At 56.7% G+C, this 23499-nt stretch carries 23 protein-coding genes; 10 read left to right on the forward strand and 13 right to left on the reverse strand.

The features are described from left to right. The first annotated feature begins 10 nt into the window (after positions 1 to 10). The 6 genes from KO116_RS18590 to lpdA all read left to right on the forward strand — a co-directional run bounded on the left by KO116_RS18590 (position 11) and on the right by lpdA (position 7081). On the forward strand, positions 11 to 1231 hold the full coding sequence (locus KO116_RS18590; protein WP_035564704.1) for an ABC transporter substrate-binding protein: 1221 nt from the start codon (positions 11 to 13) through the stop codon (positions 1229 to 1231). Between the two features lie 3 nt (positions 1232 to 1234). Next, on the forward strand, positions 1235 to 2908 hold the full coding sequence (locus KO116_RS18595; protein WP_035564706.1) for an ABC transporter permease: 1674 nt from the start codon (positions 1235 to 1237) through the stop codon (positions 2906 to 2908). 10 nt (positions 2909 to 2918) lie between these two features. Beyond that, the gene (locus KO116_RS18600) at positions 2919 to 3557 is read left to right on the forward strand and encodes an ATP-binding cassette domain-containing protein (protein ID WP_035564708.1); all 639 of its coding nucleotides are present in this window, start codon (positions 2919 to 2921) and stop codon (positions 3555 to 3557) included. Further along, a complete protein-coding gene (locus KO116_RS18605; RefSeq protein ID WP_235272428.1) occupies positions 3544 to 4266 on the forward strand; it encodes a TIGR04283 family arsenosugar biosynthesis glycosyltransferase in 723 nt (240 codons plus the stop codon). Before KO116_RS18600 ends, KO116_RS18605 begins: the two co-directional genes overlap by 14 nt. Next, on the forward strand, positions 4256 to 4870 hold the full coding sequence (locus tag KO116_RS18610; RefSeq protein WP_035564710.1) for a TIGR04282 family arsenosugar biosynthesis glycosyltransferase: 615 nt from the start codon (positions 4256 to 4258) through the stop codon (positions 4868 to 4870). Before KO116_RS18605 ends, KO116_RS18610 begins: the two co-directional genes overlap by 11 nt. 66 nt (positions 4871 to 4936) lie before the next feature. After that, entirely contained in the window at positions 4937 to 7081 is a 2145-nt protein-coding gene (gene lpdA, locus KO116_RS18615) for a dihydrolipoyl dehydrogenase (RefSeq protein ID WP_035564712.1), read from the forward strand. Here the strand turns inward: lpdA and KO116_RS18620 are convergent. After that, a complete protein-coding gene (locus tag KO116_RS18620; RefSeq protein WP_327050444.1) occupies positions 7078 to 7530 on the reverse strand; it encodes a transcriptional regulator in 453 nt (150 codons plus the stop codon). The genes lpdA and KO116_RS18620 overlap by 4 nt on opposite strands. A 90-nt stretch (positions 7531 to 7620) precedes the next feature. On the opposite strand from KO116_RS18620, the gene KO116_RS18625 reads away from it, so the two are divergent. Together KO116_RS18625 and KO116_RS18630 are read left to right on the forward strand one after the other, a co-directional pair. After that, positions 7621 to 9018, forward strand: a complete 1398-nt coding sequence (locus tag KO116_RS18625) for a GGDEF domain-containing protein (protein WP_235272430.1) — start codon at positions 7621 to 7623, stop codon at positions 9016 to 9018. A gap of 40 nt (positions 9019 to 9058) precedes the next feature. Continuing rightward, the gene (locus tag KO116_RS18630) at positions 9059 to 10198 is read left to right on the forward strand and encodes an FAD-dependent oxidoreductase (protein WP_035564713.1); all 1140 of its coding nucleotides are present in this window, start codon (positions 9059 to 9061) and stop codon (positions 10196 to 10198) included. Between the two features lie 9 nt (positions 10199 to 10207). Here KO116_RS18630 and KO116_RS18635 read toward each other — a convergent pair whose 3' ends face one another. Next, positions 10208 to 10669, reverse strand: coding sequence for an META domain-containing protein (locus tag KO116_RS18635; RefSeq protein WP_035564714.1), 462 nt, complete (start codon positions 10667 to 10669; stop codon positions 10208 to 10210). A 37-nt stretch (positions 10670 to 10706) separates the two neighbouring features. Beyond that, a complete protein-coding gene (gene gloA / locus KO116_RS18640; RefSeq protein ID WP_008959851.1) occupies positions 10707 to 11147 on the reverse strand; it encodes a lactoylglutathione lyase in 441 nt (146 codons plus the stop codon). 127 nt (positions 11148 to 11274) lie between these two features. Here gloA and KO116_RS18645 point away from each other — a divergent pair, with 127 nt between their 5' ends. Next, on the forward strand, positions 11275 to 12345 hold the full coding sequence (locus KO116_RS18645; RefSeq protein ID WP_035564715.1) for a metal-dependent hydrolase: 1071 nt from the start codon (positions 11275 to 11277) through the stop codon (positions 12343 to 12345). An 18-nt stretch (positions 12346 to 12363) separates the two neighbouring features. Here the strand turns inward: KO116_RS18645 and KO116_RS18650 are convergent, their stop codons facing one another. The 8 genes from KO116_RS18650 to rho all read right to left on the reverse strand — a co-directional run bounded on the left by KO116_RS18650 (position 12364) and on the right by rho (position 19162). Next, on the reverse strand, positions 12364 to 13095 hold the full coding sequence (locus KO116_RS18650) for an MliC family protein (RefSeq protein ID WP_035564717.1): 732 nt from the start codon (positions 13093 to 13095) through the stop codon (positions 12364 to 12366). A gap of 45 nt (positions 13096 to 13140) precedes the next feature. After that, on the reverse strand, positions 13141 to 13653 hold the full coding sequence (locus tag KO116_RS18655; RefSeq protein ID WP_035564719.1) for a DUF3087 family protein: 513 nt from the start codon (positions 13651 to 13653) through the stop codon (positions 13141 to 13143). A 77-nt stretch (positions 13654 to 13730) separates the two neighbouring features. After that, positions 13731 to 14816 (reverse strand): 3-deoxy-7-phosphoheptulonate synthase, encoded by a 1086-nt coding sequence (locus KO116_RS18660; protein ID WP_035564721.1) that lies wholly within the window; start codon positions 14814 to 14816, stop codon positions 13731 to 13733. Positions 14817 to 14818: 2 nt separating this feature from the next. Beyond that, positions 14819 to 14977 carry a hypothetical protein gene (locus tag KO116_RS25515; RefSeq protein ID WP_179915337.1) on the reverse strand — a complete coding sequence of 53 codons (159 nt, stop codon included), beginning with the start codon at positions 14975 to 14977 and terminating at the stop codon, positions 14819 to 14821. Between the two features lie 387 nt (positions 14978 to 15364). Continuing rightward, positions 15365 to 15493 carry a hypothetical protein gene (locus tag KO116_RS26105; protein ID WP_008959857.1) on the reverse strand — a complete coding sequence of 43 codons (129 nt, stop codon included), beginning with the start codon at positions 15491 to 15493 and terminating at the stop codon, positions 15365 to 15367. A 59-nt stretch (positions 15494 to 15552) separates the two neighbouring features. Then, on the reverse strand, positions 15553 to 16293 hold the full coding sequence (locus KO116_RS18665) for an FAD-binding oxidoreductase (RefSeq protein WP_035564723.1): 741 nt from the start codon (positions 16291 to 16293) through the stop codon (positions 15553 to 15555). A 61-nt stretch (positions 16294 to 16354) separates the two neighbouring features. After that, on the reverse strand, positions 16355 to 17845 hold the full coding sequence (ubiD, locus tag KO116_RS18670) for a 4-hydroxy-3-polyprenylbenzoate decarboxylase (RefSeq protein ID WP_035564725.1): 1491 nt from the start codon (positions 17843 to 17845) through the stop codon (positions 16355 to 16357). A gap of 57 nt (positions 17846 to 17902) precedes the next feature. After that, positions 17903 to 19162, reverse strand: a complete 1260-nt coding sequence (gene rho / locus KO116_RS18675; RefSeq protein ID WP_008959860.1) for a transcription termination factor Rho — start codon at positions 19160 to 19162, stop codon at positions 17903 to 17905. A gap of 547 nt (positions 19163 to 19709) precedes the next feature. On the opposite strand from rho, the gene ppx reads away from it, so the two are divergent. After that, on the forward strand, positions 19710 to 21263 hold the full coding sequence (gene ppx / locus KO116_RS18680) for an exopolyphosphatase (protein WP_035564727.1): 1554 nt from the start codon (positions 19710 to 19712) through the stop codon (positions 21261 to 21263). On the opposite strand, the gene tilS is transcribed toward ppx, so the two are convergent. Together tilS and accA are read right to left on the reverse strand one after the other, a co-directional pair. Next, entirely contained in the window at positions 21238 to 22536 is a 1299-nt protein-coding gene (tilS, locus tag KO116_RS18685; RefSeq protein ID WP_035564729.1) for a tRNA lysidine(34) synthetase TilS, read from the reverse strand. The genes ppx and tilS overlap by 26 nt on opposite strands. Next, positions 22517 to 23473, reverse strand: a complete 957-nt coding sequence (accA, locus tag KO116_RS18690) for an acetyl-CoA carboxylase carboxyl transferase subunit alpha (protein WP_035564846.1) — start codon at positions 23471 to 23473, stop codon at positions 22517 to 22519. The genes tilS and accA overlap by 20 nt, the downstream gene beginning before the upstream one ends. Between the last annotated feature and the right edge of the window lie 26 nt (positions 23474 to 23499).

Consider the following 23499-nt stretch of genomic DNA (forward strand, 5'->3'; position numbering starts at 1 on the left):
GAGATATGCGATGCCGATTAACCGTCACCCTATACGCTTCACGATCGCCACCACGCTGTTAGGCCTTGCGCTTCCTGCCATGGCCAACCCTGATCCGGACGACTGGCAAAGCGTCGTGGCACAAGCCGAAGGCCAAACCGTTTACTGGAATGCCTGGGGGGGTGATACGCGCACCAACCGTTATATTGACTGGGTGGCGGAGCAAATGCAGGCCCAGTACGGCGTCGATGTGGAGCACGTTAAGCTGGACGATACCGGCAGCGCGGTGGCGCGGGTGCTAGGCGAAAAGCAGGCGGGTAACCACGACGAGGGCAGTATTGATCTGATTTGGATCAACGGCGAGAACTTCGCAGCCATGCGCGACAACGATCTGCTGTTCGGCCCCTTCGCCGAGGCGCTGCCCCATTTTGCGCTCACCAACGCCGACGAAAACCCCGAGGTTGTCACCGACTTCACACTGCCTACCGAAGGCTACGAGTCGCCCTGGGGAAAAGCGCAAATCACCTTCTATTACGACAGCGCCCAAACCGAGACTCCCCCCAAGGACATACAGTCGCTACTCGCCTGGGCTCGAGCCAACCCGGGCCAGTTTAGTTATCCACGTATTCCCGACTTCACCGGGAGCACCTTTTTGAAACAAGCACTGATCGAGCTTACCGAGCAGGATGAGGCGCTTTACCAGCCGCTCTCAGAGAGCGATTTCGAGACCGTGACAGAACCGCTGTGGACCTATTTAGATGCGCTGCACCCGCACCTATGGCGCAGCGGGCGCAGCTTTCCCGACTCCGGCCCCCACTTGCGTACATTGATGAGCGATGGTGAGCTAAGTCTAGCGTTTTCTTTCTACCCCACTGATGCTGCCGTGGCGGTCATGGAGTATGAATTACCCGATAGCGTGCGCAGCTATGTGCTGGAAGGCGGCACCCTGGGTAACGTCCACTTTGTGGCAATTCCCTATAACTCACCGCATAAAGCTGGGGCCATGGTGCTCGCCAACTATCTACTTTCAACGGAAGCCCAGGCCGAAAAACAGTCGTTAGCGATGTGGGGCGACCGCAGCGTGCTGGATATCAACCAGCTAGACACTGACGCCCAAGCGCTGTTTGAGCAGGGAGATCGTCACCCTTCAGAACTACCCGCGGACGCGCTGTCTAACACCCTACCCGAACCGCACCCCAGCTGGATGACCGCCCTGCAAGATGCCTGGCTTGAGCGTTACGGCGTTAACTAGACCATGCTGCGACTGGCCCCGGCGCTCATCATTGCCCTGCTAGTACTGCCGGTAGCCGCAGGGCTACTGATGGTGCTGCTGCCAGCATTTGGCTACTTGCCCGCGCTAGGCGGACATGGCGGTAGTTTAGCCCCCTGGCAGATGCTGTTCGCCCAGCCGGGGCTTTGGCGTTCGGTGGCGGTGAGCTTTACCAGCGGGTTAGTCAGCGCAGCCATAGCGCTGGTTATTGTGGTGCTGTTTTTGGCCGCCAGCCGGGGCACATGGCTAGACCGCAGCATTCGGCGGCTGGTTTCGCCTCTACTCGCCATCCCCCATGCCGCTATCGCGTTTGGATTTGCCTTTCTGATTGCCCCTTCGGGCTTGTTGGCGCGGCTCATATCGCCATCGCTAACCGGCTGGGAGCGCCCGCCGGATGCGCTGATCATCAACGATCCTTGGGGGCTTTCCCTGATCGCGGGGCTGGTGCTAAAAGAAGTGCCGTTCCTACTGCTAATGAGCCTGGCAGCGCTGCCGCAGCTAGTGCCTGAAAAGCGCTTAATGCTGGCGCGATCACTGGGCTATTCACCTACCATTGCGTGGTTAAAAACCGTGCTGCCTTCGCTCTACCCGCTGATTCGCCTGCCCGTGTATGCGGTGATCGCCTACGCCACCTCGGTCGTCGATATGGCGCTGATTCTCGGCCCGACCTTGCCTCCCACGCTGAGCGTGTCTATCTTGCGCTGGTTCAACGACCCCGATATTAGCCACCGCTTTATGGCCTCGGCGGCGGCAGTACTACAACTGGGGGTCACCATCGCCGCGCTGCTCTGCTGGTGGCTACTGGAACAACTGACCCGCCTGCTGGCGCGAGGCTGGCTGACCAATGGCAGCCGCCAGCGAGGTGAAATCGCCCTGCGCGTAGTGGGCCGCTCGGCGTTACTATTTGCAAGTATCACGGCGCTGGCGGCCTTGGTCGGGTTGGGGCTATTTTCGCTGGCCGGTTTTTGGCGTTTTCCTGAGCTGTTACCGCAGATGCTAACGCTGGATCACTGGCAACGCAGCGGCCCTATGCTGGTCACACCGCTTGTCAATACCGCGCTGATTGGGCTGATTTCAACGACGCTGGCCACGGCGCTGGTGTTAACGACGCTGGAAAACGAGCATCGCCAGCACATTCAACCGAGGCGCGCACTATGGCTGCTCTATCTACCGCTACTGGTGCCGCAAATTGCCTTTCTGTTTGGTCTGATTGTGGCAGCGGAGAGTTTGGGCGTTCGCCCCCAACTAGGCTTGGTGATCGCAGGTCACCTGCTGTTTGTGCTGCCTTATGTCTATCTATCATTAGCCGAGGCGTATCGTCGCCTGGATCCACGCTGGCTACAGGTAGCGCGCTCCCTGGGTGTGTCACGCAGTGCTGCATTTTGGAAAGTGCGCCTCCCGCTACTATTAGCGCCGCTATTAACGGCCTTTGCGGTGGGCCTGGCGGTAAGTATTGGCCAATACTTACCCACCCAACTGCTGGGAGCCGGGCGTGTCACTACGGTAACGACCGAGGCGGTGGCGCTTGCCGCAGGCAGTAACCGACGCTTAATCGGCGTTTGGGCATTAGTGCAGGCGGGCCTGCCACTGATCGGCTTTATGCTTGCTCTGGGGCTGCCCCGCTTATTGGGCTCCCACCGCCGTGAACTGGCTACCTAAGAGGGACATTGTGACAGTTTATTTCAGCGCGTCGCTGCGCCTTGAGCAGATTAGCATCGCCCTTGCGGGCCGCGAGTTACTGGCAGTGGATGCCACCATAGCCCCTGGCGAGGTGCTCACCGTAATGGGTCCATCGGGCTCAGGAAAATCGACCCTGCTGGCGTATATTGCGGGCTTTATTACTCGAGATTTTAGCGCCAGCGGCGGCGTATGGCTGGGCGAGCAAGACCTGTTAAGCCTCCCCGCTGAAAAGCGCGGCATCGGGCTTTTGTTTCAGGATCCGCTGCTGTTTCCGCACCTAAGCGTGGGCGGCAATTTGCGTTTTGGGCTACCTCGCCATATTCAAGATAAACACCAACAGGTCACCCAAGCGCTTAAACAAGTGGGGCTGGCAGGCTTTGAAGCGCGCGACCCCGCCACCCTTTCTGGCGGCCAGCAGGCTCGCGTGGCATTGATGCGCCTGCTGCTCTCCAAACCGCGCGCCGTGCTGCTGGACGAGCCGTTTTCCAAGCTGGATACGGCACTGCGCCAGGAAATGCGCACCCTAGTGTTTAACCAACTGCGCGATGCAGGCCTGCCTGCACTGCTGGTCACCCACGACCTCGCAGATGCCAAGGCAGCAGGAGGGCCTGTGCTTGAACTCGGTTGAAAACTCGATTGAAAAGGCACCTCAACTCAGCATCGTGATACCGGTACTTAACGAGGCAGCCGGTATTGAGGCAACACTGTTGCCGCTACAGTTACTACGCGCTCAGCGCCTTTCGGCACTGGTCGAAGTCATTGTGGTCGATGGCGGCAGTGGCGACAGCAGCGTTCGCATCGCCACACCCCTGGCTGACCGCGTGCTCGGCAGCTCACCCGGCCGAGGTGAACAAATGAACCTGGGCGCGCAGCATGCCCGAGCGCCTGCGCTGCTGTTTCTGCATGCGGATACTCAACTGCCCGATGGTGCCGTTGAACAGATAACACGGGGGCTTAACCGCCACGCCTGGGGGCGCTTTGCTATTCAGCTTTCAGGCCGCAGCCGCTGGCTGCCCGTGGTGAGCTGGATGATGAATCAGCGCTCGCGACTGACCGGGATGGCCACCGGCGACCAGGGAATCTTTGTCCGCACCAGCGCCTTCAGGGCCGTCGGTGGTTTTCCCGAACAGCCACTGATGGAAGATATTGAACTGTCTAAACGGCTTAAACAGGTATCGCGCCCCGCCTGCCTAACGGCGAAAGTGATAAGCTCGGGCAGGCGCTGGGATGAGTTCGGCGCTTGGAAAACCATCCGCCTGATGTGGCGACTGCGCTATCGCTACTGGCGCGGCGTGAGCGCAACCCAACTCGCCAAGGAGTATCGCGATGCCCGCTGAAACGCCCCACCTGCACCTGCTCGCCAAAGCACCGCTGGCGGGGCAGGCCAAAACGCGCTTGGCGCCCCTGCTAGGTTTAGAAGGGGCTGCCTGTGCCCACGCGGAGCTGGTTCGTCACTGCGTCGCCAGCGCCTGCAAAGCGCTGCCTGCTGAAAACGTCACGCTATGGACGGCGCTGGATCACGTACACCCGCTGTTTATCGAGCTTCGCGAAGCCTTTGGTGTGGCGCTAAGCGCTCAACCAGAGGGTGATTTAGGCGCAAGGGTTCGCTATGCCCTGAACAGTACGCCAGGGCCCGCCATGCTGATGGGCAGTGACTGCCCAAGCATCACCAGCACACTGATCACTGCCTGCGCGCAGCAACTGGCCCGTTTTGATGTGGTGCTGTTACCCGCCGAAGATGGCGGCTACGGCTTTGTGGGCACCCGGCAAGACTATCCCGCACTGTTTGAAGACATTCCATGGGGTACTAAAAGCGTACTGACCATCACTAAACAGCGCATTAGACAACTGGGGCTGAGCGCCGCCTACCCCGAAACCATTTGGGATGTGGATCGCCCAGAAGACTGGCAGCGCTGGAAAAGTGCTCCCATATCAGTGTAAGGAAACGGGCGACCCTTTCACAAAGTCACCACCAATACTGACCTTATTAGCGCTGGAGCTTTTATTGTGACCCGACAACGTTTGATGATTACAGCGCTACTGATCACTGCCATTGGCGTGTTTTTCCTCAGCGGTGCCCACCAATGGTTCACCCTGGAAACCCTAAAGACGTACCAAAGCGACTTTCAAGCAGCGTTTAACCAATACCCGTGGCAGGTGGCGGGCGCCTTCTTTGCCGTTTATGTCGTGATGACGGCCCTTTCACTGCCTGGAGCCACGCTATTAACCCTGCTGGGTGGAGCTCTGTTTGGGCTTGGCTGGGGGCTGTTGATTATCTCCTTCGCCAGCACCATGGGCGCCACCCTGGCCTTTTTACTCTCGCGCTGTCTATTCCGTAACCCTATCGAAAAGCGATTTCCCCGCCAGTTCGCAGCCGTGAATCGCGGTGTTGAGCGGGACGGTGCCCTTTACCTATTCACCCTGCGTTTGGTGCCGGTGTTTCCATTTTTCATGATCAATCTGGTCATGGGCCTGACGCGGATCAAGACCGTCACCTTTTACTGGGTAAGCCAGGTCGCCATGCTGCCCGGTACCGCTATTTATGTGAATGCGGGTGGGCAGTTGGGTGACTTGGAGAGTTTGGGAGGCATCCTCTCACCCACGCTTATCGCCTCGTTTTTGCTGCTGGCCATCTTCCCCTGGATCGCCCGGCGCATTGTGCTGCTGGTGCAACAGCGCAAGACATATAAAGGTTTTACCCGACCCGCCCACTTTGACTACGACATTGTGGTCATTGGGGGCGGTTCGGCGGGGCTGGTCACCAGCTATATCGCCAGTGCCGTAAAAGCCAAGGTGGCGCTGGTGGAAAAACATAAAATGGGCGGCGACTGTCTGAACACCGGCTGCGTGCCCTCCAAAGCGTTGATTCGCGCTGCCCGTGCCGCCCATGAAATACGAACTGCCCACCGCTTCGGGGTGACCGCCAGCGAGCCAGAGATCGACTTTGCCAAGGTAATGGGCCACGTCAAACAGGCGATTAGCGATATCGAACCCCACGACAGCGTGGAGCGCTATAGTGGCTTGGGCGTTGAGGTCTACCAGGAGCACGCTAAACTCACTTCGCCATGGGAAGTTCAGGTCGGCGATAAAACCCTGACCGTCCGCCATATTGTGCTGGCAACCGGCGCACGGCCCCGGGTGCCCTCGCTGCCAGGTATGGAGAGCGCCCCTGTTTTAACGTCCGAAAACCTCTGGTCGCTGACCGAGCTGCCCAAACGCTTAGTGGTACTGGGTGGCGGGGCCATTGGCTGTGAGCTGAGTCAGAGCTTCGCCCGTTTGGGCAGTCAGGTTACGCTGGTGGAAGGGCTTTCCCAACTACTGAATCGTGAGGATCAAGAGGTTAGTGAGCTGGCTGAAAGCACTTTGGCTGACGAAGGTGTGATGGTGATGACCGACGCCACAGCGCTGGAAGTTCTTAACGAGGATGGCGGCTATCAGCTAGCGGTGGAGCAACATGGCGAGCGCAAATTACTCTCCTTTGACTATTTGCTGGTGAGCGTGGGTCGCCAGGCCAATATTGAGGGCTTAGGGCTAGAAGCGCTGGGGATCACGACCACCCAAGCAGGCACTCTTGAACTTAACGAGCGACTGCAAACCCGCCTACCCAATATCTGGGCCTGTGGTGATTTAGCCGGGCCTTATCAGCTTACCCACGCTGCCGCGCACCAGGCGTGGCATGCGGCAGTCAATGCCCTGTTCGGCGAACTGAAAAGCTTCTCAGTGGACTACCGCTATATGCCTGCAGTCACCTATACGCAGCCGGAAGTCGCCAAAGTTGGGTTGAATGAAAAGGAGGCCAAAGCACAAGGTATTGCCTTTGAGATCACCCGCTACGCCATGAGCGAAAGTGACCGCGCCATTGCCGAAGGTGCGACCCATGGCTTTATCAAGGTACTTACCGTGCCTGGCAAAGACAAAATCCTGGGCGCCACCATCGTTGCCGAAAACGCTGGCGAGTGGGTAGGCGAATTGACCATCGCCATGAAGCACGGCCTGGGCTTCAATAAACTGCTGGGCACCATTCATCCCTACCCAACACTGGGCGAAGCGGCCAAGGCCACGGCGGGCGTATGGAAAAACGCTCATAAGCCCGAACGGGTACTGGCACTATTGAAGCGCTACTTCAATTGGCGGCGCGGTGATAAAGTTTAACAGCCGTCTTTCGTTGGATGTGCTTTAGCAAATGTTTCGATGATGTCGCGCACGACCTTTTTCTGCGCGGCAGGCAGCCCCCTATACAGTAAAAGAACCTGCCACTCGTCACTTGAAGATGAAACCTCCCAGGTTGGCGTTGGCTCACTGACACTATTATAAGCGCTGTCGCCATAACGCAATTGGTGCGGATCCACTAGCAGCCAGCGTGCTAATACCTGAAGCTTGTCCTGACTGGGGATTGAGTCACCTCGTAGCCACCGCCTTACGGCCTGAAATGTAATTGGCTTTCCCCAGTAGCGCAGGTTAAATTCCCGCTCAAGCACCGATGGCCGCGCTTCGTAGCCGGCTGCTTCGAGTGCTGATTTCAGACGCTCAGCGAACATGATTTTTTCATTCATGCCGCCAATGTGAAGCGATTGTTCAATAATAGTTGAATAACGGTTCACCTTTTGATTGAATCATTAATTCAATTTCGAGTTTTCGCTTAGGCGAGTTGCTATGCTAAGCGCTGAGATGCGGCGCTTGAGGAGTCATTCATGATGAGTGGCACACTATCTCTATCGGTGCAAAATCTCGACAACCTGTGCCAAAAGCTGGCGCTACTATGCGACTCGGCAACGCCTCTGGAGCTTTTTGAACTGCTGGCCAAAACGCTCCATACGCTTACCCAGGGCCAGCCCGTGGTACTTTATCGCCGCTTAAGCACAGGCGACCTCCGTTTGGCATACTGCTATCCGCTGGAAAGTACGCTGGCCTCCCATCACGAGTTGCTCGCTATTCGTTGTGACGACGACCTGGCGACCTCAAACCTGCAACTTTATGAGCTACAGGGCGAACAGGAGGTGTGGGGGTATATTGGACATCCGCCTACGGTTCATCCCGGGCTTGGCAAGTGGATCCAGCTACTTGTCGACATTGCATCCCAACGCTTACGCCTGTTAAAAGCAGAGCGCATAGCTGCTCGCCACTCTGGTTTAAAGTCTCGCCGCAGATTGCTGTCCAAAGATATTAAACGACTCACCTCCATTGATGATATTTTGCAGCATCATGGCGCCAGCTGGTGCGATATATTTCAGGCCGAAGGCATTGCGCTGGCCTATCAGGGCGATCTCCACTGCTTTGGCGAGTGCCCCACCAAGCACCAGCTGTTTCATCAATTACAGCAGTTGAATCAGCAAAACACCCATGACGAAATTATCGAGCTGAATAGCAACTGCCAAGACGGCTTGGCTGCCCCTCTTAGTGTCGCGAATGCTCCCCTAGGCTGGTTGCTACTGTTTCGCCAACAATCGCTCATCACTGCACGGGTAGCGGATACAAAGCTCCAAGACGCCTTGAGCTATTGGATGCCGCTGGAAGCTTCCATGATCACCGAGTTGGCTGACGATATAGCAGTGGCCATAACGGCTCTGGAGGTTGCTCGCCTCAACCGCCAGTTAACCAAGACCAATCAGCGTCTTGAGGGCCTGGCCCACACCGATCCCTTAACGAAATGCTGGAACCGCTACTACACCGAATTGGTGATCGAGGATTTGATCCACTCCTCTGTCAGTTTCGCCATGTTGATGTTTGATATTGATGATTTTAAAAATATTAACGATACCTATGGTCACGCCATCGGGGATGATATCTTGTGTGATATAACGCAGTTAGTGCAGGAGACGCTGAGAGCTGATGACCACCTTGGTCGCTGGGGAGGCGAAGAGTTCGTCATCATATCCAAGGAGCTTGATCAAGACGCCAGCTTGAAGCTGGCTAACCGGCTCTGCCGCAGCGTGGAGCAGCACACCTTCTCCATCGCCGACCATTTAACGGTGAGTATCGGCCTGACTCTATTACAGCCCGGCGACCAGCCTCGACAGCTGTTTGAACGGGCAGATCAAGGCATGTATCTGGCCAAAATGGCAGGTAAAAACCAAGTTTTTGTCTGCTAAACATCCCATAGCTCCTTGCTTCTCTATAGGCGTATAGGCGATGCCCATGCCGCAATTATTACTGATTGGTGCGGGCCATGCCCACGCCTTTGTGCTCGAAGCCTTTGCCCAACAGCCCGCTTCAGATATTGCCATTACTGTCGTGAGTGATAGCCCCTTAGCCGCTTACTCCGGCAGTGTACCCGCATGGCTAGCGGGAGAGTGCACGCTGCGCGAGACGCAAATCGACGTGGCAGCGTTATGCCAACGGACCAACGCTCGACTGATTCTTTCCCCAGCGAGTAGCATCAATACCCAGGCGCGTTACGTAGCGCTGGCGAATGGCGAGCGCGTTAATTTTGATGTGGTCTCCTTCAATATCGGCTCGACCCTGGCGCGCCCCCAGCAGCATGGGGAGAACCTCCCCAAGCTACTCGCCATGCGACCACTAAGCAGCCTACACCAGCGCTGGCAAGTAGTGAAAAATGAGCTTAGCCACTTGCCCAGCGGCGGTGTCCAACGAGTTCTAGGCGTTGGGGGCGGTGCGGCAGGCTGCGAAACATTGATGAGTGTACTGACCCAGCTGCGCAAGCAGCGCCCGGATATTGATTGGGAGGGGCACTTACTCACTGCCGCTGATGCACTCTTGCCCGAGGCCGGGCGCTTGCCACGCTGGCTTACCCGACGCGCGCTCTCAAAGGCAGGCATTACCGTTCACGTTGAGCAACGCGGCGAAACCTTGGTGGAAGGCGGGGTAACCACCCAGGACGGTACTCGCATTGATGCGGACATTGTGCTCTGGGCAACCGGGGCTATCGGCCACTCTTGGCTTGCAAACACCTCGCTGCCACTGGATAAACACAACTTTATTCAGGTAGAAAACACGTTGGAAGTCACCGGCCAGCCGACTATTTTTGCCGCGGGCGACTGTGCAGCATTGACCCCAGCGCTACCCAATGCGGGTGTATATGCAGTGCGTATGGGCCCCCACTTAGCAGACAACCTCCGCCGTGCCTGCCATAACGAACCGTTACTCCCCTGGCAGCCACCCGAACGGGTGTTGGCACTGATTGGCACTGGCGACGGCCGCGCCATTGCCAGCCGCGGTGGCTTTGGGGTATCCGGCAAGTGGGTATGGCAATGGAAAAAGCGGATTGATGCGCGCTTTATCGCCCGCTTCAATCCGCCTGTTGAGAACTAACCGACTGTATTAGTTGCCTTCGCGCCAGCCGCCTAGCACGCGACTATCAGGGCCAAAGAAGACCAACCGATCATGGTCAATCAAATACCGATAGGCAGTTTCCAACATATCCGTGACCCGTTTGGCATCGGCCATTTGCGGGCACGCCATACGGGTGGTGGCCAGTTGGCTAAACTCTATACGCTGATTCTCACCCAGGGTTACTTCACCACTAAAGCGGTTACAGCCGTCATGGCCGCTGACTTTCCCATTATTTGCAATGCTGAAAAAAGGCGTTTCCGGCATGGAGATACGCTCATCGGTGCCTACCAGCAATAAATTCCAACGCTGATCGACGATCGCGCCAGAAAGCGAGGAGCCACTCTGCCCTGGTTGCGGCGCAGTGCTTGGCCCTGGCGCACTGCTACAGGCGCTTAAAAGGAGCACAGTGGAGGCGAGCAGTGGCAATAAACGCCAACCTTTCATGGTCATGGTGAATCGTCCTTGTTTGATAGTCTTTCAGGAATAATTACCAGCTACCGGTATTTTCCATCGACGCCCAGGGTTCTTGCGGCTCGAGTGCATCGCCTTTTTGCAGCAGTTCAACCGAGATACCGTCTGGTGATTTTACAAACGCCATGTGGCCATCGCGAGGCGGACGGTTGATGGTTACACCGTTGTCTTGAAGCTTTTGGCAAAGTGCATAAATATCGTCGACGCGGTAAGCCAAGTGGCCGAAGTTGCGCCCGCCCGTATACTCTTCAGGATCCCAGTTGTAGGTCAGCTCTAGCTCAGGAGCGGTGAGACGCGCCGAGCGCGCTTCATCAAAGGAGGCGGCAAGGAACACCAGCGTAAAGCGGCCCTTCTCGTTTTCTTTACGGCGGACTTCTTTAAGGCCCAGCAGATCGCAGTAAAAACGTAGCGAAGCATCTAGGTCACTCACACGTACCATGGTATGTAGGTATTGCATATCGACTCCTCAAAAAACGACCGTAGCCATACTTTACAAAAACGTGACAGCGTACATAAAACGCCGCAACGCTGTACAATTAAACCATAACGTTTATCTTAGCTGGGTTTACCCGTCGGAGAAACCTGTGGATTCAGTCACGCAAGCTGCGCTTGGCGCAGCCATTGGCGGTGCCGTGCTGGGCCGGCGCTTGGGCCGAAAAGCCATTCTCATTGGCGCCGTGCTGGGCACCCTGCCTGACCTTGATGTGATAATCGATTACGGCGACGCCGTGGCCAATGTTACCGAGCATCGCGGCTTTAGCCATTCACTGTTTGTGCTGACGGGCTTGGCCACGCTGCTGGCACTAATGAGCGCACGCTTTGCGCCTATCACGGCGATTAGCCTACCCCGCTGGTGGTGCTTTTATACACTTATTCTGGTCACGCACCCGCTGCTTGATGCCCTTACCACCTACGGTACCCAGCTGTTGTGGCCACTTGATGTAACGCCTGCGGCCTGGCCAATCATTTTCATTATCGACCCGCTTTATACCCTTGCCTTGCTAATCGCCCTGGGGTTCGGTTTGGTCTCTTTGCGGGTAAGAAAGGCCTGCACCTGGGGGCTGGTCATCAGCTGTGTTTATCTGACCATGGCGGCTGGGGCGAAAGTAATGATTGAACAGCGGATCGCCCCGGTGCTGGCGGAGCAGGGACTGCAGGAGGCTCCTCTGCTGATACAGCCAACCCCGTTCAATATTATGCTATGGCGCGCCACGGTGATGGATGGGGATCGCTATTATGAAAGTTTGATCAGTGTGTTTGACGGTAATAGCCAGCCCCGCCTGGAACCACTGATTCGTAACGCAGCGTTAGAAGCCCCTCTTTTGGCCAGCCTGCAAGGGCAGCGCTTGGCGTGGTTCGCTGGGCCTTTTCTGCGCTATGAAGCGCGTTGGATGGACGGTAAAGAGACGCTTATTGCCACCGATATACGGCTCGGCTTTCCAGGGTTTCATCCGTTTAGTTTCACCCTGGCTACGTTAGAAGAGGAACGCTGGGTACCGCTGGCGGTGAGCGAACAAGTGGAAAGTTCGCGCGGCATTCAGATGACAACGCTCTCCCGGCTTGCCGCTCGTGCCGCTGGCAACACCTCGGCACTATGCGCCAGCGACTTTGTGGCACAAGAGTGGCGGGCCGAGCGTGTTATCTATCGCTGCTAAACTAAGCTACTCAACCCATTAGGGAGCAATGCCTTGGCCACAGCCACTATATTGCTCCCCACCGTAGGTTAGTGTGACCCTGGCAGGGAAAGGCTTGCCGCTCATGCCGTCAAAGCAGGCGCCAGCTTCAATGCGAACGCGGAAGAAAGGTTCCACATCCGCGTTTTCAATGACGACTCTGCCTGCTTCGTTGTCCATCACGCTGATCATATAGGGTTGTTGGACACGTTCTTCCCCATAGTTGAGTTCCATCGTCAGCGTTGGCGTATCGTTCGCCAAGGCAACCGACCAGCCGGGTTCATTGCCCTGCCCGCGGAACATGACCCCAGGGTGATCCTTCCGGGTTGAGGCATCACGGCTAGCGGCCAGCGCGCATTTGAGTTGACCACGGGGCGTTTCGACCAATGCCTGCTCACCGCGATTCCAGAAGCTGATTTCACCGTCTTGATAGCGAGCACCGCTGGCCACCACCGCTTGCGGCAAGTGCCAGGCGCCATGCAGCGACCAAAGACGCAGCGTTTCGCCGTCGACAGCGGTGATTAAATTCTGACGCGCTGGGCTACAATGCCACGCATCAAAGCCCTGCGCCGAGCCGGGAAAAAGTGCCGATGGTAAAAAGGGGGCTCGGTTATCCAGTGTGGCTTGATTGGCTGTCGTCGTTTCGGCGGAAGGCGTCGCTGCACAGCCGCCAATGACAACCGTTATGCCTGCTGCGGCAATGGCGCCACCCCATGCTTTTAATCTCTTCATACACCGCGCTCCCTTTGTGTCAGGTGCTCTTGCTGTCTATAGTGTTTATCCGCGCTTGAACGCCTGCAGGTCATGGGTATCGATACTCTCCACCTGCGGGGGCATCCCCAGCTCTTCGCGTTTAATCTTAACCTGCATTTTTTCAGCCAGCCGCTCCGAGTCGTCGTCGGTGGTACGCCCGTTAAGCTCTGCCAACTGCGCCATGCCTTGGTGGTAGAAGGTGAGCAGGTCCAAGGCTGTGCGATTATTCTCTTCCACTGCTTTACGTAGCTGGGAAAGGTAGCCGCTGACTTGCGACAAGTGATGTTTGAGCTGCCAGACATAGCGTACTTCGGTCATCCACGGGCGCTCACGCAGCACGGCAAAAAGTGCACTGGTGGCCAGTAACCCAAGTAGTACGCCAAGGGCGTTGAGCCAAAGACTGCTGCCAAAGGTGGTCGTGAGCAGCATGGAGAACAGCAGGCCAAAAATAATCAGTTGCCCTGCCATGGCAAAACTGATCATGCGGGCTTTACGGCGGTAGGTCTCAGGGTCGTGATCTTCTAGGGCAAATACCATGGCCAGCCTCATCATCAAAATAAGTTTCTTATGATACGGGGCTGGCCATGGCAAACAAGTACTAGTGTTAGCGAGGCTTAACTCAAACGCTCCGCCGCCATTTTGAGTAAGTGTTCGGTGGTTTCCCAGCCCACGCAGGCATCGGTCACCGAAACACCGTAGCGCATGGCACCTGGCTTGAGCGGCTGCTTGCCTTCGAATAGATGGCTTTCCAACATCAATGCCACCAGATTGGCTTCCCCCGACTGGCGCTGGGCGAGTACATCCAGCATCACTTCGCTCTGGCGACGGTGATCCTTACGTGCGTTAGCGTGGCTGCAATCAACCATCAGCCGTGGGTTTTGGCCCGCGTTACGTAGCGCAGTGGTAGCTGCACGTACGTGCTGAGTCTGGTAGTTGGGTTCACCGTGACCACCGCGTAGTACTACGTGGGTGTGTGGGTTGCCCGTGGTTTGCTGGACGATCGGATGGCCTTGAGAATCGACGGCGAAACGCTGATGCGGGTGGGCTGCGGCACTCATGGCATCAATCGCGACTTGAACATCGCCACTGGTAGCATTCTTGAACCCCACCGCCGCGGCTAAATCACTGGCAAGTTCCCGGTGCAGCTGCGATTCAGTGGTGCGCGCGCCTATGGCGACCCAGCTCAGCAAATCGTCCAGGTAAGGTGCCAGCATCGGCTGCAGAAGCTCGGTGGCCACCGGCAGGCCACGCGCCGCCACGGCGTGCATTAGTTCACGGGAGAGCGCCAGGCCGCGGGGCATATCGCCACTGCCATCTAAACCAGGATCATAGGCCAGCCCTTTCCAGCCCACGGTGGTGCGGGGTTTTTCAATGTAGACACGCATCACAGTTAATATCTGCCCGCTCACTTCTTCACTGAGTGCTGCCAAGCGGTCGGCGTATTCAAGCGCGGCATCAGGGTCGTGCACCGAGCAGGGGCCGACCACCACGAGTAGACGGTCATCGTGACCGCTTAGAATTTGCTGTATAGCGTGACGCTGGCGGGCAATTTGCTCGCTTAGCGGGTCGCTTAACGAGATACGCTGACGCAGTTCGGCGGGGGTAGGCAGCCTTTTGGGGGTGGTAGGCGTAAGCCGCGAAGTGACCTGGGCAGTATTGACGGCTGGTTTATTTACAACAGAGCTGATGGGCGCATTCATGATTAATTCTCCGCAATCGTACATCGTTTGACTAGGTGACCACCCAGGCGCACGCGGTCGGAGGTGGCAGCTAGCACCGACCACGCGTCGCTAAATCGCCAACCATAGCCATAGCCCACATAGCCGGTAGCGAACGCGTTAGTCAGTGCACGATAAATCATGATGCTGCTCCTCGATGAAATAGTGATGAAAGTTAACCGACCCCGTCAGTAGCAGGGACTAAAAACGCCAAAAGCCCCGGCGGGGTTACCGACCGGGGCTTCTGTGCTTGCGGCAGGCAACCGTGTGGTGTGCCTGGTGGCGCGACGTTAGGCGTCGGCCAAGGGCACTCCGTGGCTAAACCAATACCAATAAGAGCCTGCGCTACTCATGAGCGCACACACGCCATCAGCCATGTCTGGCAGTGGTTTCATCGTGTGTGGCGTGGTGAGTCGCTGCATGTCTTTATTTTCCGTTAGTAATAGCTCGCCCGAGAGAATCGTCCGCTAAGGCTGCCGCAATGATGTTGTGGTTTTTATCCTGCCTGCAAGCGCTGCAAATGGCAACACTCAACCGCTAAAAGCTTGTACCCAGCCAATCGTCGCGGGCAGTGCTGCCATGCTAACCAATACCACTATGCCGAGAAAAATGGATAAAAAGCCAGATTCGTCTTTATAGTCTTCGTCGTGATGGGCCATGTTAGCCTCCTTTTTTATCAACGCTATATCAGGGGAGTCTCAAAAAACCTGCGGCCATATTAAGTAGTTCGAGGGGCGTAGGCAAACACATCCGAAAACACTCGCTCAAGCTTCACGCCTTTCGTGTCGAGCACATCCAAGCAGGCATATACCATGCCTGGTGAACCCGAGATATATACATCATGGGTGTCCGGCGTTATCTCTGCGTCTTTCAAGACCTGGTCAATACGCCCCTGGTGGTGGTTGATCCGCTCACCCACTGCCATCGGCTCTTCTAACGCAAGCTCGGTCACTGCATGAAACGAAACGTTGGCATGGGTTTGCGCCCATGAACTCGCCAATTGCTCCAAGTACAGGTCGCGATGTTCACGCGCTGCCCACCATAGCGAAATTTCACGCTCAGGCTGCTCGTGGAGTGCTGCTTCAATAATCGCTTTCATCTGCGAGAAACCGGTGCCAGCGGCTACCAGCATTAGCGGCCGCTCGCTCTGACGATCCAACACGCAATCTCCACCCGGCAAACGCAAGGTGAGCTGGTTGGCCACCTGAAGCAGCTCACGCAGCCGCGCGGAGTTATCCCGCTCCGGCCAGTGCTGAATATGCAGCTCGATAACACCATCGCTGCGATCGGCACTGGCAATCGAAAACGGTACCCAGGTTGTGTCGTCTATCTTCAGTTCTAAATATTGCCCCGGCGCATGCTGCATGGCCTCGGCGCGCCCGGCTAGCGTTACGCCAAACACATCGGGGTTTAAGTTCTCAACCTCGGTGACTTGGCAAGTCAACGTCCTTGCACTCATGAAAGCCTCTTTTTACAAATTTGGTCAGCGATACGCATGATCAACGGCTGTCTTCAGTCTATCAAAGGCGAGAGGGCGGTAACTCCAGGCCAATGCCCAGTGCTTCCCAGCGTTCATCTACCCGCGCTTTAACCGCTTCGTCCATCACAATGGGGGTGCCCCATTCGCGGTCGGTCTCTCCCGGCCACTTGTTGGTAGCATCAAGCCCCATTTTCGAGCCAAGGCCTGAGACCGGCGAGGCGAAATCGAGGTAATCGATCGGCGTATTTTCGACCATCACGGTGTCCCGTGCGGGGTCCATCCGCGTGGTGATCGCCCAGATCACATCTTCCCAGTTACGCGCATCCACATCATCATCCAGCACGATCACAAACTTGGTGTACATAAACTGGCGGAGGAAACTCCAGACACCCATCATTACGCGCTTGGCGTGTCCTGGGTACTGCTTCTTCATCGTCACGACCGCCATACGATAAGAGCAGCCTTCCGGAGGTAGATAGAAGTCGACAATTTCGGGAAACTGCTTGCATAGAATGGGCACAAACACTTCGTTCAGGGCAACGCCCAGAATGGCCGGTTCGTCCGGCGGGCGCCCGGTGTAGGTCGAGTGGTAAATCGCATCACGGCGCATGGTCATGCGGGTGACGGTAAATACTGGAAAGTGATCGACCTCATTGTAATAACCTGTATGGTCACCAAAGGGGCCTTCCGCGGCCATATCATCGGGGTAAATAAAGCCTTCGAGGATAATCTCGCTTGATGCAGGCACATCAAGATCCGCATGACCGCACTTCACCAACTCCGTCCGTGAACCGCGCAGCAGCCCTGCAAAAGCATATTCTGAAAGTGAATCTGGCACCGGCGTCACGGCGCCCAAAATCGTCGCTGGGTCGGCGCCTAGCGCTACCGCTACGGGAAAAGGTTCGCCAGGGTGAGCCTTTTGAAACTCCAGAAAATCCAAGGCGCCACCACGATGGGAAAGCCAGCGCATAATCAGGCGGTTTTTGCCGATTTTCTGCTGACGATAGATACCCAAATTTTGGCGTTTCTTATTCGGTCCCTTGGTAATGACCAATGGCCAAGTCACCAGCGGCCCTGCATCGCCCGGCCAGCAGTGCTGAATCGGCAGCAGGCCAAGATCGACCTCGTCACCTTCATACACCACCTCTTGCACCGGTGCATGCTTGACGTTTTTGGGGCCCATACTGAGCACCTGCTTAAAGATCGGCAGCTTGTCCCAGGCATCTTTCAAGCCTTTAGGTGGATCAGGCTCTTTTAAAAACGCCAGCAGCTTACCGACTTCGCGCAGTGCTTCTACCGAATCCTGCCCCATGCCCAGCGCAACCCGTTTGGGCGTGCCAAACAGGTTGCCCAACAGCGGCATGTCGTGGCCTTTGACGTTCTCAAACAGCAACGCCGGGCCACCGGCACGCAGCGTGCGGTCGCAAATTTCGGTGATTTCCAGGTAAGGATCGACTTCGACATGGATACGCTTGAGTTCACCCTGCGCTTCAAGCGCCGCGATGAACTCGCGCAAGTCTTTGTACTTCAAGGCACGCTCCCTGACTGGCGAATGCGCCGCGTTAGCGGCGCTCTTTTGGACTACAAGCTAGCGGCGCTTCATTGCTTCAAAGAACTCAAGATTGGTCTTGGTATCTTTCAGACGGTCAATCAGGAATTCAGTCGCGGCGGTGTCTTCCATCGGGTTGAGCAGCTTGCGCAGAATCCACATGCGCTGCATTTCTTCCTCGGATGCCAACAGGTCTTCACGACGGGTGCCGCTGCGGCGGATGTTGATCGCCGGGAATACGCGACGCTCGGCCAGTTTGCGGTCCAGGTGGGCTTCCATGTTGCCGGTACCCTTGAACTCTTCGAAGATGACTTCGTCCATCTTGGAGCCGGTGTCGACCAGCGCCGTGGCGATAATCGTCAGGCTGCCACCCTCTTCGATATTACGCGCCGCACCAAAGAAGCGCTTCGGCTTCTCAAGCGCATGGGCATCGACACCACCGGTGAGCACTTTGCCGGAGCTGGGCACCACGGTGTTGTAGGCACGCGCCAGACGGGTAATCGAGTCGAGCAGGATGACCACATCTTTCTTGTGCTCAACCAAACGCTTGGCTTTCTCGATAACCATTTCAGCCACTTGCACGTGACGCGCCGGCGGCTCATCGAAGGTTGACGCCACTACTTCGCCACGCACGGTGCGCGACATTTCGGTGACTTCCTCAGGGCGCTCATCGATCAGCAGTACGATCAGATGACACTCTGGGTTGTTGCGCGTGATGGAGGTCGCGATGTTTTGCAACATCAGCGTTTTACCCGCCTTGGGCGGCGATACCAGCAAACCACGTTGGCCTTTACCGATCGGCGCGGTCAGATCGATGATCCGCGCGGTAAGGTCTTCCGTGGAGCCGTTACCGATCTCCATACGCATACGATCGTCTGGGAACAGCGGTGTTAAGTTCTCAAACAGGATCTTGTGCTTGGCATTCTCCGGACGGTCAAAGTTGATTTGACTGACCTTCAGCAGGGCGAAATAACGCTCACCCTCCTTCGGCGGACGGATTTTGCCGGAAATGGAGTCACCCTTACGCAGATTGAAACGGCGAATCTGCGAAGGCGATATGTAGATATCGTCGGGACCGGCGAGATAGGAGCTGTCAGCGCTACGCAGGAAGCCGAAGCCATCCTGAAGAATTTCCAGCACACCGTCGCCGTAAATATCCTCGCCACTTTTGGCGTGTTTCTTGAGGATGGCGAAAATGATGTCCTGCTTGCGCGAACGGGCCAAGTTATCAATACCCATTTCACGGGCGATATCGAGGAGCTCGGGAACGGTTTTTTGCTTGAGTTCAGTGAGATTCATCGGTGTGTTAGAAAGTTGCTCATGGAAGCTGGGCGCCAGGCGCCGGGAGTAAGACAGGAGGCGTGAAAGTGACGCCGTGTGATGCGTTCAGACCCCGGTAAAGGCACGCGCTCGAAGATGAAAGGAACGGCGTTGGACTTAACTAACAACGCTGCTACTAGTTGTTATTAAGACTCAACTCGAGGGTGCTAACACTTGTCTACTCTGGTTCACACAGGAAGAGTTTGAACCAGTGGGCTATCTGACGACTTGGAATTCTGGCTGACGCTAACGGGATAAACAATGAATAACGTCTGGGGCGACCAAGGTGCCGTACTTGAACGACGCATGCAAGATGATTTATCTAAACTGTCTATTTAAGCCGTCTATCTAAACGGTCTAGCCAAACTATCTTAACAACGAAGTACTTGTGGACACACTAACTAACCAGGTCAGATCAAGCCAGTAGGTCGATGGTAGTCAAGCCTCGCGACAAACGCAAGTCTTTGCAATTGACAATAGATAAAGGTCACCGCAACCTTGGCACAGCCAACACGAAGGAAAGCTCATGCCCAAGGACATTTCGCTCCCCATTGCCGCCTCTAACGCCGTGGCAGACAGCGGTGCGCCACAGCGCTTCGCCGCCATTGACCTGGGCTCTAACAGCTTTCATCTACTGGTGGCCAACTACCAGCATGAACGCCTCCAGGTGGTGGCCCGCTTGGGTGAAAAAGTGCAGCTCGCCGCAGGCGTAGACGATGACGGCATGCTGAGCGAGGCCGCTATGCAGCGCGCGCTAGACTGCTTAGGCCGCTTCGCGCCCTTTTTAAGCGATATTACCAACGCCAATTTGCGTATTGTGGGCACTAACGCGTTACGCGATGCGCATAATAGCCAAGCGTTTATAGAGCGCGCCGAGGCCCAATTAGGTCACGCCATCGAAATTATTGCTGGGCGCGAAGAGGCTCGGCTGATTTATTTGGGCGCCGCCCACGCCCTGGCCGAAAGTGGCCGTCGATTAATCGTCGATATTGGCGGCGGCTCGACCGAATTTATCATCGGCGAGGCGTTTGAACCCAAGGCGTTGGAAAGCCTACGCATGGGCTGCGTCACTTTTTCCCGGCGCTTCTTCCCCGACGGCGAGTTAAACGAAAAACGTATGCGCCGCGCCGAGCTAGCCGCCCTTTCGGAGCTTGCCAATATTCAGCGTCCTTACCAGCGCCTGGGCTGGGATGACCCCGTCGGTTCAAGCGGTACAATCAAGGCCGCCGCCAGCGTACTGCATGCCTATGGCGATACGCCCCACGAAGGTGTGATTACGCGTGGTGGTTTGAAGAAGCTGCGCGAACGGCTGCTAAAGTGCAAGCAGCTGGATAAAGTCGCGCTGGATGGCCTAAAAGCTGACCGCGCTAAAGTCTTTCCGGCGGGTATTGCCATCCTTGGTGCGATCTTTGAAGCCTTTGATTTAACCCAGATGCGCTTTGCCGATGGCGCTCTGCGCGAAGGCGTTCTTTACGATATGGCCGGGCGTAATACCGCAGAAGATTCACGCTCGAAAAGCCTGGAGTCGCTGCAACGCACCTACGATGTCGATACTCGCCAGGGACTTAATGTCGCCGACACCGCTGAGCGCTTATTTCATCAGATACGCCACGCGTGGTCGCTCAACCCCGATCAAGAGCGCTATTTGCAGTGGGCTAGCCATGTGCATGAAATCGGCTTGGCGATTTCCCACAGCCAATTTCATCGCCACGGTGCGTACCTGCTGGAGCACTCCGATCTCGCTGGTTTCTCTCGTCCTGAGCAGCGCCGGCTGGCGTTTCTAGTGCGTGCTCATCGACGCAAATTTCCGCTTAAAGAGTGGCAGGCTTTGCCCGACGCGCAACAGGGAGTGACGCAGAAGCTCGCCCGGCTGCTACGTTTAGCCGTACTGCTTAACCATTCGCGCCCTGAAACCGCTCCCTCGCTGCCGGAGATAAGCGCTGACAGCGATAGCCTGACAATCACGCTGCCTGCCAGTGATGAACCCACCCTGCTGAGTACCGACTTGGAGCAGGAGCAGGCGTTTATGGAAGCCGCCGGTTTTAAGCTGATTATTAAACAGGCGAAGTTAGACGGGTAAAGCGAACGCCCTCTGCCTGCCATAGCAGCTGAGCAGGGGGGCAAATCACCCCAATACACGCCTCACCCTGCATGACGACCACCAGCCGCTCGCGTTCCCAAGGCGGCATATCTGCCTCTTGTAGCAGCCGTTTGAGATCGCGCCGCCCTCGTTTGGGCAATTGAATAACCTCCCCCCCTTGTCGCCAGCTCGCCGTCAATACTTGAGAGTGCGATTGAGATGATGCAAGTTGCCAGCCTAATGGCCCGATGGGCGTTTCCAGCGGCGTTTGACCATCCCAGCTAACTTCCCAAGGCGGAAGCGGTTCAAGGGGTTGAAGGAGGTAGAGCCGCTGGCGCCATAGGCGCGCCTGAGCGCCCGGCCACTCAATGCACACCTCGGCATCGGCTTTGGCTGTCAGTTGATCTAAAAGGCTCTCTAAACGCTTCTGCGGCGGCGTTGGCAATCCTTGCTGCTGGCAAAGAGTGCGCACCAGCAGCCGCTGACGGGGGCGGGAGCGCTGACTAAGCGCGCTGGCATCTACCTGCCCTTCTCCAGTGAAGAGCTCTGTTAGCTCCGCCGCTAGATACTCACTAAGCACTGCATCTGCTTCACTGGCATGGGCAGCGCTATTCGCCAGCGCCGTCTCTGCCGCGGGCCAGCGCTCGCGAATAGCGGGTAGTAGCCGGTGCCGCAAGCGGTTGCGATCAAAGCGAATATCTTGATTGGTGGGGTCTTCGCACCAGCGTAATTCAAGCAGCCCAGCCGCAGCTTCAAGTTCCGCTCGGCGCACGGTGAGCCAGGGGCGCACCAGAGCGATACTCTGAGCGTCCCGGCGATAGGGCATACCGGCCAGGCCACGTAGTCCGCTGCCGCGTAGGGCGGCGAGCAGAAAGGTTTCCGCCTGATCGTCCTGATGCTGGGCCAGCCAAAGGGTGTCACCCGCAGGAACGGTCGCGAAGAAGGCCTCGTAGCGGGCGTTGCGGGCGGCGCCTTCAATGCCTTCGCCTTGTCCGTCTACCACCACATTGACCACTGTCAGCGGTACGTTTAAACGCACACACATATCTCGGCAGTGCGCTTCAAATGTCTGCGCTGCCGACTGCAGGCCGTGGTTGATGTGGATTGCCTGCAAGCGACGGTCTGCGTACTCCCAGACCTCTGCGGCTAACGCGAGCAGTAGACAAGAGTCTAAACCGCCCGAGAGTGCCACCCAAATAGAGCGCCCCGGCGGGGTCTCCGCCAGGGCGTCGTTGAGTAAGCCTTGCAGCAAATTAAGCGGCTGGGGCGCCATAGCTCATTAAACGCTTATAGCGACGCTCTAGAAGCGCATCGGTGTCCATCGCCTGCAAACGCTCCAGGCTGGCGGTAAGCGCCTCTTTGACCCGTTCAGCGGTGGTGAGCGGGTGGCGGTGAGAACCACCGAGCGGCTCCTTGATCAGTGAGTCGACAAAACCCAGCTCTTTTAGGCGTTCAGCGGTAATCCCCATGGCCTGAGCAGCGTCAGAGGCTTTGGTAGCGCTCTTCCACAGAATCGAGGCGCAGCCTTCCGGCGAGATCACTGAGTAGGTGGAGTACTGCAGCATTTGCAGTTCATCGCATACACCGATGGCCAACGCGCCACCGGAGCCGCCCTCGCCCACCACGGTGGAGATAATCGGTGTTTTCAGTCGCGACATAACGGCCAGATTATAGGCGATGGCCTCTGACTGGCCGCGCTCTTCCGCGTCGATGCCGGGATAAGCCCCAGGCGTATCGATAAAGGTCAGAATCGGCATCTTGAAGCGCTCAGCCATTTCCATCAGGCGGCACGCTTTGCGGTAGCCTTCTGGGCGCGGCATACCGAAGTTACGGCGCACCTTCTCTTTTACATCGCGGCCTTTTTGATGACCAATCACCATCACCGGCGCATCGTTCAACCGTGCAATGCCACCCACTAGCGCCGCATCATCGGCGAAATTACGATCGCCGTGTAACTCGTCAAAGTCGGTGAAGATGTGTTCGAGATAGTCCAACGTATAGGGGCGCTGGGGGTGACGAGATATTTGAGAAACCTGCCAGGGAGTCAAATCCTTGAAGATCGATTCCGTCAGCTTACGGCTTTTCTCTTCCAGCCGAGAGATCTCGTCAGAAAGGTTCACTTGGCTATCAGAGCTGACCAAACGCAGCTCTTCAATTTTTGCCTGAAGTTCGGCAATGGGCTGTTCAAAATCGAGATAATTAGGATTCATCGGCTCTGCCTGGTCAAAATAAGCAT

Origin of the sequence: Halomonas sp. KO116 (assembly GCF_000734975.2) — a bacterium.
Taxonomy (GTDB): Bacteria; Pseudomonadota; Gammaproteobacteria; order Pseudomonadales; family Halomonadaceae; genus Vreelandella; species Vreelandella glaciei.